We start from the raw sequence: 14,065 nt of genomic DNA on the forward strand, positions 1-14,065 counted from the left end.
CGCCGCTCAACGCGGCGCCAGGTACCAGCCACGGTCCGAGACCGTCCCCTGTAGCGGTACGTCCCAACTGGCCTGAGCCAGCCGCTCGACCTTCTGGCATTCATGTGCCAGCCCCAACAGCAATGGTTTTTTCCAGGTCTGGCGACGTGCCTGGTAGGCCAGGCTGCGATCATAGAAACCACCGCCCATTCCCAGGCGACCGCCCACTTCGTCGAAACCGACCAACGGTAGCAGGATCAGGTCCAGCGACCAGATCGGGCGCTGGCGCTTGCGCTCGGTGACCGGCTCGGGAATGCGAAAGCGGTTGGGCTTGAGCTTCTCGCCTTGCTCGAAGCGCTGGAACACCATGCGCGTGCGCGGCCAGGCGTGCAGCACCGGCAGGTAGGTGCGCTTGCCGCGGCGCTGGGCTTCGCGCAGCAGCAGGTAAGGGTCGATCTCGCCGTCGTTGGGCAGGTACAGGGCAATGTGCCGGGCGCGTCGGAACAGCGGGTGCTGCGCCAGCTGGCGATACAGGCCAAGGGCGGCCTGGCGTTGCTGGGCAGGGGTAAGGGCGCGGCGGGCATTGCGGAGCAGGCGACGGAGCTGGGGGCGGGTGAGCTGCGCGGTGTCGGTCATGGCACGGGCGATCCCAGGTGCTGGCCGACGTGGTCGGCCAATACGAATTGCCCGCCGGAAGGGGCGGGCAAGAGAATTCAGGCTCCCCGATAAGACCGCTATCGGTGTAGCCCTTGAACCCGAAAGTTCAAGGTGGAGATTGCAGGGGGCGTTAAGGCTTTCCGTCGGGCGGACATGCACACCGGCCCCAGCGTGCAACCCCCGTGGTTGTGCGTATCGGCTCAGGGACATAACCGACTGGCGCATCCCCCAGGGAGTGGCGCCAGTATACCAATCTCAGCCGATTTTGGTATCCGCGTCGTCGGACAGTGCCTGGTCGACCCGTTCCAGCAGGTCGCGCACCTGTTCGCGGGTGGTGCCGCCTGCCGGGGCATCGTTGCGGTCTTCCTGGCGGTGCAGCATTTCGTGGGTGATGTTCAACGCTGCCATGACCGCGATGCGGTCGGCGCCGATCACCTTGCCGCTGCTGCGGATTTCGCGCATCTTGCCGTCCAGGTAGCGCGCGGCACTGACCAGGTTGTTGCGCTCTTCCGGCGGGCAGATGATCGAATATTCCTTGTCGAGGATCTGCACGGTGACGCTATTGCTTGAACTCATGAGTCTTGCTCCAGAGCCTTGAGGCGTAAAATCATCGACTCGACCTTGCGCTTGGCGATCTCGTTCTTTTCGATGAGGTGGGCACGCTCTTCGCGCCAGGACTTTTCCTGAGCTACTAGGAGTGCATTTTGCCGTTTTAGTTGCTCGACACGTTCGATCAGCAACTCGAATCGGCTCATCAGTGCCTGCAGGTCGTTCTCTTGCGTGGGTTGCACTCGATTCGCTCCGTCGTTGAGTCACCTGGCGATGATGCCTCTCCCTGGGCGGCGACGGCCAGTGCCGATGGTCTTGGCGCGCCTGCCGGTGCTAGGATACAAGGTCTCCATTCTAGTCATTGCGCCGTCTGGCGCCTAGCTGCCCATGCCCAATACCCAATCGCCCTACATCGCCTTCGCCATGCTGCTGTCCAGCAATGGCCATCCTGTAACCCCGGCCGAACTGCACGGCCTGCTGATCGGCCGCAGCTGCGCCGGTGCCGGCTTCGACGCCGACGGCTGGCTGGCCGATGCCGCCCAGCTGCTGGAAACCGAGCCCGGTGACACCGTACGCAACGCCCTGGTCGGCCTGCAGGAAATGGTCAAGGGCGAACTGACCAGCGACGAAATGGCGATCGTCCTGCTGCTGCCTTCCGACGACGCCGCCCTGAGCGATCGCGCCACCGCGCTGGGCCAGTGGTGCCAGGGCTTCATCACCGGTTTCGGCCTGAATGCCGGTGGCAAGGACTTGTCCGACGAGGCCAAGGAAGTGCTGCAGGACCTGGTGGCCATTTCCCAGGTCCAGGAAGCCCTCGAGGAGTCCGAGGATGGCGAGAGCGATTACATGGAAGTCATGGAATACCTGCGTGTGGCGCCGTTGCTGCTGTTCTCCGAGCTGGCCAAGCCGGCCGCCCCTGCACCCAAGCCATCGCTGCACTGATCAACCAGGGGTAGTCTGCCCATGAGCCACATTCCCAAGGCCGAGTATGCCCGTCGGCGCAAGGCGCTGATGGCGCAGATGGTCCCCAACAGCATCGCCATCCTGCCCGCCGCCGCGGTTGCCATCCGTAACCGCGACGTCGAGCACGTTTACCGCCAGGACAGCGACTTCCAGTACCTCAGTGGTTTCCCCGAGCCGGAAGCGGTGATTGCGCTGATTCCCGGTCGCGAGCATGGCGAATACGTGCTGTTCTGCCGTGAACGCAACCCCGAGCGCGAGCTGTGGGATGGTCTGCGGGCCGGCCAGGAAGGTGCGGTGCGCGATTTTGGCGCAGACGATGCCTTCCCCATCACCGACATCGACGAGATCCTGCCGGGCCTGATCGAAGGCCGTGAGCGGGTATACAGCGCCATGGGCAGCAACCCCGAGTTCGACCGCCGGCTGATGGACTGGATCAACGTGATCCGCTCCAAGGCCCGCCTGGGTGCCCAGCCGCCGAACGAGTTCGTTGCGCTGGATCATCTGCTGCACGACATGCGTCTGTATAAATCGGCAGCGGAAGTGAAGGTGATGCGCGCTGCCGCAGACATCTCGGCGCGGGCCCACGTGCGAGCCATGCAGGCCTGCCGGGCCGGGTTGCACGAATACAGCCTGGAAGCCGAGCTGGACTACGAATTCCGCAAGGGCGGGGCGAAGATGCCGGCCTACGGCTCGATCGTCGCGGCCGGGCGCAATGGCTGCATCCTGCACTATCAGCAGAACGACGCCCCGCTCAAGGATGGTGACCTGGTGTTGATCGATGCCGGCTGCGAGATCGACTGCTACGCCAGCGACATCACCCGTACCTTCCCGGTCAGCGGGCGTTTTTCGCCCGAGCAGAGGGCCATCTACGAGCTGGTGCTCAAGGCCCAGGCAGCGGCGTTTGCCGAAATCGCCCCTGGCAAGCACTGGAACCACGCCCATGAGGCGACCGTGCGGGTCATTACCGAGGGCCTGGTGGAACTGGGCCTGCTGACGGGCGAGGTACAGGCGCTGATCGACAGCGAGGCCTATCGTGCCTTCTACATGCACCGCGCCGGGCACTGGCTGGGCATGGATGTGCACGATGTGGGCGAGTACAAGGTGGGCGGCGAGTGGCGGGTGCTCGAACCCGGCATGGCGCTGACCGTCGAGCCGGGCATCTACATAGGCGCCGACAATCAGGCCGTGGCCAAGAAATGGCGCGGCATTGGTGTAAGGATCGAGGACGACGTGGTAGTGACCAGGCAAGGCTGTGAAATCCTGACTTCGGGCGTGCCGCGCACGGTCGCCGAGATCGAGGCGCTGATGCAGGCCGCCCGCAAGGACGCGGCATGAATCGGGTAAACCTGGCGATCATCGGTGGCGGCCTGGTGGGCGCGAGCCTGGCCCTGGCCCTGCAGGCGGGGGCCAAGGCGCGAGGCTGGAAGATCCTGCTGATCGAGCCGTTCGCCCCCGGTAACAGCTTCCAGCCCAGCTACGACGCGCGTTCGTCGGCACTGTCGTTCGGTACCCAGCAGATCTACCAGCAGCTGGGCCTGTGGCAGGCCATCGGCCATCGCGCCGAGCCAATCTTGCAGATTCACGTGTCCGACCGCGGCCGTTTCGGTGCCACCCGCCTGGATGCCCGGGAAGAGGGTGTGCCGGCGCTTGGCTACGTGGTGGAAAACGCCTGGCTGGGCCAGTGCCTTTGGCAAGGGGTGGACAGCGAGGTGGTGAGCTGGCGCTGCCCGGCGGAAGTGACTGCGATGCAGGCCATCGAAGGTGGTTACCGCCTGCAGCTGAACGATGACACCCAGTTGGAGTGCGACCTGGCTGTACTGGCCGACGGTGGCCGTTCCGGCCTGCGCGAACAACTGGGTATCCACGTGCGCCACACGCCCTACCAACAGAGCGCGCTGATCGCCAACATAACCCCGGGCGAGGCCCACGGCGGCCAGGCCTTCGAACGTTTCACCGAAGAAGGCCCCATGGCCCTGCTGCCGCTGCCGGATAACCGCTGCGCGCTGGTCTGGACCCGCCAGGGCATGGACGCGCGGCGTCTGGCCGACATCGACGAGCGCAATTTCCTGCGTGAACTGCAGGGCGTGTTCGGCTATCGCCTGGGCGCCTTGCGCCAGGTCGGCGCGCGGCACCTCTACCCACTGTCGCTGATCGAGGCCCAGGAGCAGGTGCGGCCGCATCTGGTGGTGCTGGGTAACGCCGCGCACAGCCTGCACCCTATTGCCGGCCAAGGCTTCAATCTGTCGCTGCGTGACGTGCAGGCGCTTGCCGAGGCGCTGCTGGCCGGCCCGCAGCAGCCTGGCGACCTGACAACATTGCAGGCCTACCACCAGCGCCAGCGCGTGGACCAGGCCATGACCATCGGCTTTTCCGACCAGGTCACCCGTCTGTTCGGTAGCAGCCAGCCATTGCTGGCCGCCGGCCGCAACCTTGGCCTGCTCGGGCTCGACCTGCTGCCACCGGCCAAAAGCTGGTTCGCCCGCCAGGCCATGGGCCTGGGCACCCGCCCCGATCCGCGAGGTCAGGCATGAGTGACAACACGCGCAGGCTGGCGCGCCGGGCGTGCCTGTTGCGCTGGCGGCTGAACCTGTTCCCGCCGCACCTCGGCGCTGGTATCCGCGTACAGCACATCAGCCCGGACCTGCGCAGCGTCAAGGTGGCGATGAAGCTGACCCGCTGGAACCGCAACTACGTCGGCACCCAGTGCGGCGGCAGCCTGTACGGCATGGTCGACCCGTTCTACATGCTGCTGTTGATCGAGCATCTGGGGCGTGACTACATCGTCTGGGACAAGGCCGCCAGCATCGATTTCATTTCGCCGGGCAAAGGCCCGGTGTATGCCGAACTCCACGTCGATGACGCGCTGCTGGACGAAATCCGCCAGCAGACTGCCACCGGCAAGAAGTGCCTGCCGCGTTTGCAGGTCGATATCCGCGACGGCGCCGGCGAGCTGGTGGCGCGGGTCGATAAAACCCTATATGTGCGGCTCAAGCCGCAAGCGAGGCTGGCGTAAGGCATGGAAATGCGCGCAGATCTGTTGATTGTCGGTGCCGGTATGGTCGGCAGCGCACTGGCCCTGGCGTTGCGCCACAGTGGCTTGCAAATCCTCTTGCTCGACGGCGGCCCGCTGACGGTCAAGCCGTTCGATGCCCAGGCCCCGTTCGAGCCGCGTGTCAGCGCGCTGTCGGCAGCCAGCCAGCGCATCCTCGAGCGCCTTGGCGCTTGGGATGGCATCGCCCGCCGGCGTGCCACGCCATACTCGGACATGCATGTATGGGATGGCAGCGGCACCGGGCAGATTCACTTCTCGGCTGCCAGCGTGCATGCTCAAGTGCTCGGTCACATCGTCGAGAACCGGGTGGTGCAGGATGGGCTGCTGGAGCGCCTGCATGACAGCGATATCGGCCTGCTGCCCAATGCGCGGCTCGAACAGCTGCGACGCTCCGGCGACGAGTGGCTGCTGACCCTCGCCGATGGCCGCCAGCTGCGTGCGCCGCTGGTGATCGCGGCCGACGGTGCCAACTCGGCAGTGCGGCGCCTGGCCGGCTGCGCAACCCGCGAGTGGGATTACCTGCACCACGCCATTGTCACCAGCGTGCGTTGCAGCGCCGGGCACCAGGCCACGGCCTGGCAGCGCTTTACCGACGAAGGACCATTGGCGTTCCTGCCGCTGACCCGCGACGGCCAGCAGGACTGGTGCTCGATCGTGTGGTCGACCACGCCGGAGCATGCCGAGCAGTTGATGGCGCTGGATGAAGCTGCGTTCCTGAAGGCCCTTGAGCGGGCTTTCGAGGGGCGCCTGGGTGATGTACTGCAAGCCGACCCTCGGGTGTGCGTGCCGCTGCGCCAGCGCCACGCCAAGCGCTATGTGGATGAAGGCCTGGCATTGATCGGCGATGCCGCGCACACCATTCATCCGCTGGCCGGGCAGGGCGTCAACCTGGGCTTCCTCGATGCTGCAGTGCTGGCCGAGGTGCTGGTCAACGCCTGCGAGCGTGGCGAGCGGCTGGCGGATGTGAAGGTGCTAAGCCGTTACGAGCGGCGGCGCATGCCGCACAACCTGGCGCTGATGGCGGCGATGGAAGGGTTCGAGCGGTTGTTCCAGGCCAACCCGTTGCCGTTGCGCTGGTTGCGTAACAGCGGGTTGAAGCTGGTGGAGCAGATGCCGGAGGCCAAGGCGATATTTGTGCGACAGGCGCTGGGTTTGAGCGGTGATCTGCCGGATCTCGCCAAGGCTTGAGATTGTAGGGGCTGCGCAGCAGCCCCTCTGCAACATCCAGTAACGCCTATGTAGATGAGTCGGAAAATGGGATTCACTACCATTTGCGCCTCTCATACGATCCGAGGAGTGCTTTCCATGTTGCCACGCAAGCCCCTACTGGCCGCCCTGGCCCTGACCCTGTTCGGCGGCACCGCCCAGGCAGCGGACGAAGTGGTGGTGTACTCCTCGCGCATCGACGAGCTGATCAAGCCGGTGTTCGATGCCTATACCGCCAAGACTGGGGTCAAGATCAAGTTCATCACCGACAAGGAAGCCCCGCTGATGCAGCGCATCAAGGCCGAGGGCGAAAACGGCGTGGCCGACCTGCTGCTGACCGTCGATGCCGGCAACCTGTGGCAGGCTGAGCAGATGGGCATCCTGCAGCCGATCAAGTCCGACATCATCGACCAGAACATCCCGTCGCAGTACCGCGCCTCGTCCCACGACTGGACCGGCCTGAGCCTGCGCGCGCGCACCATCATCTACTCCACCGAGCGGGTCAAGCCGCAAGAGCTGAGCACCTACGAAGCCCTGGCCGACAAGCAGTGGGAAGGCCGCCTGTGCCTGCGCACGGCGAAGAAGGTGTACAACCAGTCGCTCACCGCCACCCTGATCGAGACCCACGGCGAGGCGAAGACCGAGCAGATCGTCAAAGGCTGGGTCAACAACCTGTCCACCGACGTGTTCTCCGACGACAACGCAGTGATCCAGGCCATCGAGGCCGGCCAGTGCGATGTGGGCGTGGTCAACACCTACTACTACGGTCGCCTGCACAACCAGAACCCGAAACTGCCGGTGAAGATCTTCTGGCCCAACCAGGGTGACCGTGGCGTGCACGTGAACCTGTCGGGCATCGGCCTGACCAAGCATGCACCACACCCGGAGGCGGCGAAGAAGCTGGTTGAATGGATGACTGGTGAAGAGGCGCAGAAGCTGTTCGCCGACATCAACCAGGAGTTCCCGGCCAACCCGAAGGTCAAGCCATCGGAAGAAGTGGCAGCGTGGGGCAGCTTCAAGGCTGACAGCATTCCGGTTGAAATCGCTGGCAAGCGCCAGGCTGAAGCGATTCGCTTGATGGATCGGGCTGGCTGGAACTAAGCGCCAGGCTTTATCCTTCCGGGGCCTGCAAGGGCCCATTCGCGGCGGTTCGGCGTTCCGATAAACCCGCTCCCACAGGGACCGCACAACCCTCAAAGGCAGTGCAGATCCTGTGGGAGCGGGTTTACCCGCGAACGACCGCGCAGCGGTCGCCATCGCAATCGAGAATCAAACCTTGCCCCACTCCCCCCAACGCCGCTGGTACCTCCCGGTCACCCTGGTCGCCGCCCTGGTGCTCCTGCCCCTGAGCGTCCTGCTGTTGTCCTGGCAGTCGATCGACCTGCAGATCTGGTCGCACCTGCTCGACACCCAGATGACTCGCCTGCTGGGCAATACCCTGACGCTGGTGGTGGGTGTGGGCATCGGCGTCACCGTGCTGGGCGTCAGCCTGGCCTGGCTGACCAGCCTCTGCGAGTTCCCTGGCCGGCGCTGGCTGGACTGGGCGCTGATGCTACCGTTCGCCATCCCGGCCTATGTACTGGCGTTCGTCTTCGTCGGCCTGCTGGACTTCGCCGGCCCGGTGCAGAGCGCCCTGCGCGAGGTGTTCGGGCCGATGCGCCTGCCGCGGGTGCGCTCCACCGGCGGGGTGATCGTCGTTCTGGTGCTGGTGTTCTACCCCTATGTCTACCTGCTGGCGCGCAGCGCATTCCTGGCCCAGGGCAAGGGCCTGATGGAAGCCGCGCGGGTGCTGGGGCTGTCCCCGCTGCAAGCGTTCTGGCGTCTGGCCCTGCCCATGGCACGGCCGGCGATCGGCGCCGGTATTGCCCTGGCCCTGATGGAAACCCTGGCCGACTTCGGCGCGGTGGCAGTGTTCAATTTCGACACCTTCACCACGGCCATCTACAAGACCTGGTACGGCTTCTTCAGCCTCTCCAGCGCGGCCCAGCTGGCCAGCCTGTTGCTGCTGGCGGTGATGCTGGTGCTGTATGGCGAGCGCCGTGCCAGGGGTGCCAGCCGCAGCGGCAACGAGCGGCCGCGCGGGCAGGCGCTGTACCACCTGCACGGGGTCAAGGCGTTGCTGGCCAGCGGTTGGTGCTTGCTGGTGTTCGCCTGCGCCTTCGTCATCCCGCTGCTGCAACTGCTGGCGTGGTTCTGGCAGCGTGGCCGGCATGACCTGGACGAGCGCTATGTCGGCCTGGTGTTGCACACCCTGTACCTGGGCGGCATGGCGGCGCTGGTCACGGTGTGCGTGGCGTTGCTGCTGGCCTTTGCCCGGCGCCAGGCGCCGACGAGTGGTATTCGCGCCGGGGTGGGCCTGGCCAACCTGGGCTATGCCTTGCCCGGCTCGGTGCTGGCGGTTTCGATCATGCTGGCGTTCAGTTACCTCGACAACCACCTGGTCATCCCGCTGTCCAACTGGCTGGGTGGTGCCGGCAAGCCGCTGCTGCTGGGCAGCCTGGCCGCGTTGCTGCTGGCCTATCTGGTGCGCTTCATCGCGGTGGCCTACGGGCCGCTGGAGAGCAGCCTGGAGCGTATCCGCCCGTCACTGCCCGAGGCGTCCCGTAGCCTCGGCGTCGGTGGCGCGGGGTTGTTCTTCAAGGTGTATCTGCCGCTGCTGGTGCCTGGCGCGCTCAGCGCCGCCCTGCTGGTGTTCGTCGACGTGCTCAAGGAAATGCCGGCCACCTTGCTGATGCGCCCGTTCGGCTGGGATACCTTGGCGGTACGGGTGTTCGAGATGACCAGCGAGGGTGAGTGGGCGCGTGCATCGCTGCCGGCAATGACCCTGGTGCTGGTGGGCCTGCTGCCGGTCATCGGCCTGATCCGCCGTTCGGCACGTCGACCTGGTCACAGTCACTGAGGGTGCCAGCCCGCGCCCTTGCGGCTACAATGCGCGGCATTCGCGCGGCGGGTCCTACACAAGAAGAGCTGACGACCCGACGTCATCGACCGCCGCCGCTTCGCCACGCCCGGAAGGAGAAACCCATGGGACAGCGCACGCTTTTGTATGACCTGCACCTGGCGCTTGGCGCCAAGACGGTCGATTTCGGTGGCTGGGACATGCCCCTGCACTATGGCTCGCAGGTCGAGGAGCACCATCAGGTGCGCAGCGATTGCGGGGTGTTCGATGTTTCCCACATGACCGTGATCGATGTCGATGGTAGCGACGCCACCGCCTGGTTGCAGCGTCTGCTGGCCAACGACGTGGCCCGCCTCGACGACACCGGCAAGGCGCTGTACAGCCCGCTGTTGCAGGAACAGGGCAGGGTGATCGACGACCTGATCGTCTACCGCACACAACATGGCTATCGCCTGGTCACCAACGCCGCCACCCGTGCCAAGGTACTCGACTGGCTGCAGCAGCAGCGTGACGGTTTTGCCGTGGACTTCCAGGTCCGCCCAGACCTGGCCATCCTTGCCATCCAGGGCCCGCATGCTCGAGAAAAGGTTGCAGCCCTGCTCAGCCCCTCGCGTGCGGCGCTGATCCGCGAACTGCGTCCTTTCGAAGGCTTTGCCGAAGGCGACTGGTTCATTGCCCGCACCGGTTATACCGGTGAAGACGGCCTGGAGATCATACTCCCCGGCGAGCAGGCCGTGGCCTTCTTCAACGACCTGGTCGGTGCCGGCATCGCCCCCAGCGGCCTTGGTGCCCGCGATACCCTGCGCCTGGAAGCCGGCATGAACCTGTACGGCCAGGACATCGACGAAAACCACACACCGCTCACCTCCAACCTCGGCTGGAGCATCGCCTGGGAGCCGGCCGAGCGCGACTTCATCGGGCGCGCTGGGCTGCTGGCGGAAATCGAGCACGGCGTGCAGGAAAAACTGGTCGGCCTGGTGCTGGAAGAGCGTGGCGTGCTGCGTGCCCACCAGGTGGTGCGTGTAGCCGGGATTGGCGAAGGGGAGATCACCAGTGGTAGTTTCTCGCCTACGCTGAGCAAGTCCATTGCCCTTGCACGCGTGCCCATGGCCACTGGCGACCGGGCCGAGGTGGAAATTCGCAGCAAGTGGTACCCGGTGCGGGTGGTCAAACCGACCTTCGTGCGCCACGGCAAGATCCTGATCTGAACAATTTTTAACCGGCGGGCGTACCGCTGAGCCAATCGAGGAATTCAAGACATGAGCAATATCCCCGCCGAACTGCGTTTTGCCGAAAGCCACGAGTGGGCTCGCCTGGAAGCCGACGGCACCGTGACCGTGGGTATCAGCGACCACGCCCAGCAAGCCCTGGGTGACGTGGTGTTCGTCGAGTTGGCCGAAGTCGGCAAGGTATTCGCCGCTGGCGATGCGGCCGGTGTGGTCGAGTCGGTCAAGGCCGCTTCGGACATCTACGCCCCGGTCGGTGGCGAAGTGATTGCGGTCAACGAAGAGCTGGCTGACAGCCCTGAGCTGCTCAACGAAGAACCTTACGATTCGTGGATTTTCAAGCTGAAGCCAAGCAACCCGGCCGAGCTGGACAAGCTGCTGGATGCTGCGGGCTACAAGGCCGCGATCGGCGAGTAAGACCGCGTCGCCTTCTTCGCGGCTAAAGCCGCTCCCACAGGTACTGCACAGCGTCTGATACGTGTGCGGTCCCTGTGGGAGCGGCTTTAGCCGCGAAGAGGCCGGGCCTGCGAGCAACTTTCCCCGCAGAATCGGCAATCCCTTCCTAGACTTGTAAGTCTCCATGAGAGCTGTTCCAGGAAGAGAGCGTCGTCATGTCCCAGTCGCCATCCCTGCATCAACTGCAAGAGCTCAACCCATTCCTGCGTCGCCACCTTGGCCCGGATGCCGCGGAGCAGCAGACCATGCTCAACGCGCTGGGTGTCGCCAGCCGCAGTGAGCTGATCGAGCAGACCGTACCGCCAGACATCCGCCTCAACCGCCCCCTCGACCTGCCGCCTGCACTGGACGAACAGGCCGCCCTGGCCAAGCTCGCCGGTTACGCCAGGCAGAACCAGGTCTGGACCAGCCTGATCGGCATGGGCTACCACGGCACCATCACCCCCACGGTCATCCTGCGCAACGTGCTGGAGAACCCGGGATGGTACACCGCCTACACGCCTTATCAGCCCGAGATTGCCCAAGGCCGGCTGGAGGCGCTGCTGAACTTCCAGCAGATGGTCATCGACCTCACCGGGCTGGCCCTGGCCAATGCCTCGCTGCTCGACGAAGCCACCGCCGCCGCCGAGGCAATGGCCCTGGCCAAGCGGGTGGCGCGCAACAAGAGCAATGCCTTCTTCGCCGATGAGCACTGTCACCCGCAAACCCTGTCGGTACTCAAGACCCGTGCCGAGGGCTTCGGCTTCGAGCTGATCGTCGACTCTGTGGATAACCTTGGCAAACACGCGGTTTTCGGGGCCTTGCTGCAGTACCCGGATACCCACGGCGAGGTGCGCGACCTGCGCCCGCTGATCGACCATTTGCACAGCCAGCATGCCCTGGCCTGCGTAGCCGCCGACCTGCTCAGCCTGGTGGTGCTGGCACCGCCCGGGGAGCTGGGAGCCGATGTGGTGCTGGGTTCAACCCAACGCTTTGGCGTACCGATGGGCTATGGCGGCCCCCACGCGGCCTATTTCGCCTGCCGCGATGACTACAAGCGAGCCATGCCGGGGCGCATCATCGGCGTGTCGCGCGATGCCCGTGGCAACACCGCGTTGCGCATGGCCCTGCAGACCCGCGAGCAGCATATCCGCCGCGAGAAGGCCAACTCCAACATCTGCACGGCCCAGGTGCTGCTGGCCAACATTGCCGGCTTCTATGCGGTATACCATGGCCCCGAAGGGCTGCAGCGCATTGCCCAGCGCGTGCACCGGCTGACCTTCATCCTGGCCGCCGGCCTTGAGGCCAAGGGCATCAAGCGCCTCAACCAGCACTTCTTCGACACCCTTACCCTGGACGTCGGCGGTGCCCAGGCGGCCATCATCGAAAGCGCCGAGGCCGCCCAGATCAACTTGCGAATCCTCGGCCGCGGGCACCTGGGCGTGAGCCTGGACGAGACGTGCTCGGAGCAGACGGTGCTGCGCCTGTTCGATATCTTCCTGGGGGTGGATCACGGCCTGGATATAGCCGCACTCGACCAGTTGGCGCTGCCCGAAGGCATCCCTGCCAGCCTGGTGCGGCGCACACCGTTTCTCGCCCACCCGGTGTTCAACCTGCACCACAGCGAAACCGAGATGCTGCGCTACCTCAAGCAACTCGAGAACAAGGACCTGGCGCTGAACCAGTCGATGATCCCGCTGGGCTCGTGCACCATGAAGCTCAACGCTACCAGCGAGATGATCCCCATCACCTGGCCCGGCTTTGCCCAGCTGCACCCGTTTGCCCCGGCGGCCCAGGCCTCCGGCTACAAGGCGATGATCGACGAACTGGAAAGCTGGCTGTGCGCCATTACCGGCTTTGATGCCATCTGCATGCAGCCCAACTCCGGCGCCCAGGGCGAGTATGCCGGCCTGATGGCCATTACCCGCTATCATCGCAGCCGCCACCAGCCGCAACGCACGCTGTGCCTGATCCCGTCGTCGGCCCACGGCACCAATCCGGCATCGGCGCAAATGGCCGGCATGGAGGTGGTGATCGTCGATTGCGACGACGATGGCAACGTCGACCTGGCCGACCTCAAGGCCAAGGCCCACTCGGCCGGGGATCGGTTGTCGTGCCTGATGATCACTTACCCATCGACCCACGGCGTGTACGAGGAGGGGATTCGCGAAATCTGCGAAGTGGTCCACCAGCATGGTGGTCAGGTGTACATGGATGGCGCCAACCTCAATGCCCAGGTGGGCCTGGCGCGTCCGGCGGATATCGGCGCCGACGTTTCACACATGAACCTGCACAAGACCTTCTGCATCCCCCACGGTGGTGGCGGCCCGGGCATGGGCCCGATCGGCATTCGCGCGCACCTCAAGCCGTTCGTTGCCAGCCATCCGGTGGTGCCGGTACCCGGCCTGGACCCGAACAACAGCGCGGTCAGTGCAGCGCCCTGGGGCAGTGCGAGCATCTTGCCGATCAGCTGGATGTACATAGCCATGATGGGCCCGCAGCTGGCCGATGCCAGCGAGGTGGCGATCCTCTCGGCCAATTACCTGGCCAGCCAGCTGGGTGGTGCCTTCCCAGTGCTCTACCGCGGGCGCAACCAGCGGGTGGCGCATGAGTGCATCCTCGACCTGCGGCCGCTGAAGGCGCTGACCGGCATCAGTGAAGAGGACGTGGCCAAGCGCCTGATGGACTATGGCTTCCATGCGCCGACCATGTCGTTCCCGGTGCCGGGCACGCTGATGGTCGAGCCGACCGAGAGTGAATCGAAGGCTGAACTGGACCGATTCGTCGAGGCGATGCTGGCGATTAGGGCGGAAATTGGCGAAGTTCAGGAGGGCAACTGGCCTGCGGAGAACAACCCGCTCAAGCATGCGCCGCATACCCTGGCCGATGTGCTGACGGTGTGGGACAGGCCTTACAGCCTGGAGCAGGCGGTGGCGCCCAGTGCTCACGTGCGCCAGCACAAGTACTGGCCAGCGGTGAACCGGGTCGACAACGTTTATGGGGACAGGAATCTGTTCTGTGCTTGTGTGCCGGTGGAGGCGTATCGCTAATTGTGGTTTGCCTGTGCCGGCCCCTTCGCGGGTAAACCCGCTCCTACAG

13 protein-coding genes and 1 other RNA gene are annotated in these 14,065 nt (G+C 65.1%); 10 read left to right on the forward strand and 4 right to left on the reverse strand.

Annotated elements, in window-relative coordinates; translation table 11 throughout:
- Window positions 1–6: 6 nt before the first annotated feature.
- From QN085_RS01075 to QN085_RS01090, 4 genes are all read right to left on the reverse strand, one after another.
- On the reverse strand, window positions 7–615 hold the full coding sequence (locus QN085_RS01075) for a 5-formyltetrahydrofolate cyclo-ligase (protein WP_003259369.1): 609 nt from the start codon (window positions 613–615) through the stop codon (window positions 7–9).
- A 79-nt stretch (window positions 616–694) separates the two neighbouring features.
- Window positions 695–874: non-coding RNA, 6S RNA (gene ssrS, locus QN085_RS01080), on the reverse strand.
- A gap of 17 nt (window positions 875–891) precedes the next feature.
- Window positions 892–1,212 carry a cell division protein ZapA gene (locus QN085_RS01085; RefSeq protein WP_003259368.1) on the reverse strand — a complete coding sequence of 107 codons (321 nt, stop codon included), beginning with the start codon at window positions 1,210–1,212 and terminating at the stop codon, window positions 892–894.
- Complete coding sequence (locus QN085_RS01090) at window positions 1,209–1,391, reverse strand: TIGR02449 family protein (RefSeq protein ID WP_029886233.1); 183 nt, start codon at window positions 1,389–1,391, stop codon at window positions 1,209–1,211. The genes QN085_RS01085 and QN085_RS01090 overlap by 4 nt, the downstream gene beginning before the upstream one ends.
- Before the next feature lie 181 nt (window positions 1,392–1,572).
- On the opposite strand from QN085_RS01090, the gene QN085_RS01095 reads away from it, so the two are divergent.
- From QN085_RS01095 to gcvP, 10 genes are all read left to right on the forward strand, one after another.
- Window positions 1,573–2,127, forward strand: coding sequence for a YecA/YgfB family protein (locus QN085_RS01095; RefSeq protein ID WP_013974723.1), 555 nt, complete (start codon window positions 1,573–1,575; stop codon window positions 2,125–2,127).
- Between the two features lie 21 nt (window positions 2,128–2,148).
- A complete protein-coding gene (gene pepP, locus QN085_RS01100) occupies window positions 2,149–3,483 on the forward strand; it encodes a Xaa-Pro aminopeptidase (RefSeq protein WP_015272234.1) in 1,335 nt (444 codons plus the stop codon).
- Entirely contained in the window at window positions 3,480–4,679 is a 1,200-nt protein-coding gene (ubiH, locus tag QN085_RS01105) for a 2-octaprenyl-6-methoxyphenyl hydroxylase (protein ID WP_023663093.1), read from the forward strand. Before pepP ends, ubiH begins: the two co-directional genes overlap by 4 nt.
- A complete protein-coding gene (locus QN085_RS01110) occupies window positions 4,676–5,161 on the forward strand; it encodes a DUF4442 domain-containing protein (protein WP_041506308.1) in 486 nt (161 codons plus the stop codon). Before ubiH ends, QN085_RS01110 begins: the two co-directional genes overlap by 4 nt.
- A 9-nt stretch (window positions 5,162–5,170) precedes the next feature.
- The gene (locus tag QN085_RS01115; protein ID WP_169775117.1) at window positions 5,171–6,388 is read left to right on the forward strand and encodes a 2-octaprenyl-3-methyl-6-methoxy-1,4-benzoquinol hydroxylase; all 1,218 of its coding nucleotides are present in this window, start codon (window positions 5,171–5,173) and stop codon (window positions 6,386–6,388) included.
- A 117-nt stretch (window positions 6,389–6,505) separates the two neighbouring features.
- Window positions 6,506–7,507: an extracellular solute-binding protein gene (locus tag QN085_RS01120; RefSeq protein ID WP_013974718.1), complete on the forward strand. Its 1,002-nt coding sequence runs from the start codon at window positions 6,506–6,508 to the stop codon at window positions 7,505–7,507.
- 175 nt (window positions 7,508–7,682) lie between these two features.
- Window positions 7,683–9,305: an ABC transporter permease gene (locus QN085_RS01125; protein ID WP_285689234.1), complete on the forward strand. Its 1,623-nt coding sequence runs from the start codon at window positions 7,683–7,685 to the stop codon at window positions 9,303–9,305.
- A gap of 125 nt (window positions 9,306–9,430) precedes the next feature.
- Window positions 9,431–10,513, forward strand: coding sequence for a glycine cleavage system aminomethyltransferase GcvT (gene gcvT, locus QN085_RS01130; RefSeq protein WP_013974716.1), 1,083 nt, complete (start codon window positions 9,431–9,433; stop codon window positions 10,511–10,513).
- Between the two features lie 51 nt (window positions 10,514–10,564).
- Entirely contained in the window at window positions 10,565–10,948 is a 384-nt protein-coding gene (gcvH, locus tag QN085_RS01135; RefSeq protein ID WP_013974715.1) for a glycine cleavage system protein GcvH, read from the forward strand.
- Window positions 10,949–11,142: 194 nt separating this feature from the next.
- Entirely contained in the window at window positions 11,143–14,016 is a 2,874-nt protein-coding gene (gene gcvP / locus QN085_RS01140; RefSeq protein WP_013974714.1) for an aminomethyl-transferring glycine dehydrogenase, read from the forward strand.
- Window positions 14,017–14,065: the final 49 nt, after the last annotated feature.

Origin of the sequence: Pseudomonas sp. M2(2023), assembly GCF_030263955.1 — a bacterium.
Classification (GTDB): domain Bacteria; phylum Pseudomonadota; class Gammaproteobacteria; order Pseudomonadales; family Pseudomonadaceae; genus Aquipseudomonas; species Aquipseudomonas asiatica.

Bases quoted from the DNA above. Each gene is read 5' to 3' on its own strand.
- ubiH (WP_023663093.1), top strand. From the start codon at position 3,480: ATGAATCGGGTAAACCTGGCGATCATCGGTGGCGGCCTGGTGGGCGCG.
- pepP (WP_015272234.1), top strand. From the start codon at position 2,149: ATGAGCCACATTCCCAAGGCCGAGTATGCCCGTCGGCGCAAGGCGCTG.
- QN085_RS01120 (WP_013974718.1), top strand. From the start codon at position 6,506: ATGTTGCCACGCAAGCCCCTACTGGCCGCCCTGGCCCTGACCCTGTTC.
- QN085_RS01090 (WP_029886233.1), bottom strand. From the start codon at position 1,391: ATGAGCCGATTCGAGTTGCTGATCGAACGTGTCGAGCAACTAAAACGG.
- QN085_RS01085 (WP_003259368.1), bottom strand. From the start codon at position 1,212: ATGAGTTCAAGCAATAGCGTCACCGTGCAGATCCTCGACAAGGAATAT.
- QN085_RS01075 (WP_003259369.1), bottom strand. From the start codon at position 615: ATGACCGACACCGCGCAGCTCACCCGCCCCCAGCTCCGTCGCCTGCTC.
- gcvT (WP_013974716.1), top strand. From the start codon at position 9,431: ATGGGACAGCGCACGCTTTTGTATGACCTGCACCTGGCGCTTGGCGCC.
- QN085_RS01115 (WP_169775117.1), top strand. From the start codon at position 5,171: ATGCGCGCAGATCTGTTGATTGTCGGTGCCGGTATGGTCGGCAGCGCA.
- gcvP (WP_013974714.1), top strand. From the start codon at position 11,143: ATGTCCCAGTCGCCATCCCTGCATCAACTGCAAGAGCTCAACCCATTC.
- QN085_RS01110 (WP_041506308.1), top strand. From the start codon at position 4,676: ATGAGTGACAACACGCGCAGGCTGGCGCGCCGGGCGTGCCTGTTGCGC.
- QN085_RS01095 (WP_013974723.1), top strand. From the start codon at position 1,573: ATGCCCAATACCCAATCGCCCTACATCGCCTTCGCCATGCTGCTGTCC.
- gcvH (WP_013974715.1), top strand. From the start codon at position 10,565: ATGAGCAATATCCCCGCCGAACTGCGTTTTGCCGAAAGCCACGAGTGG.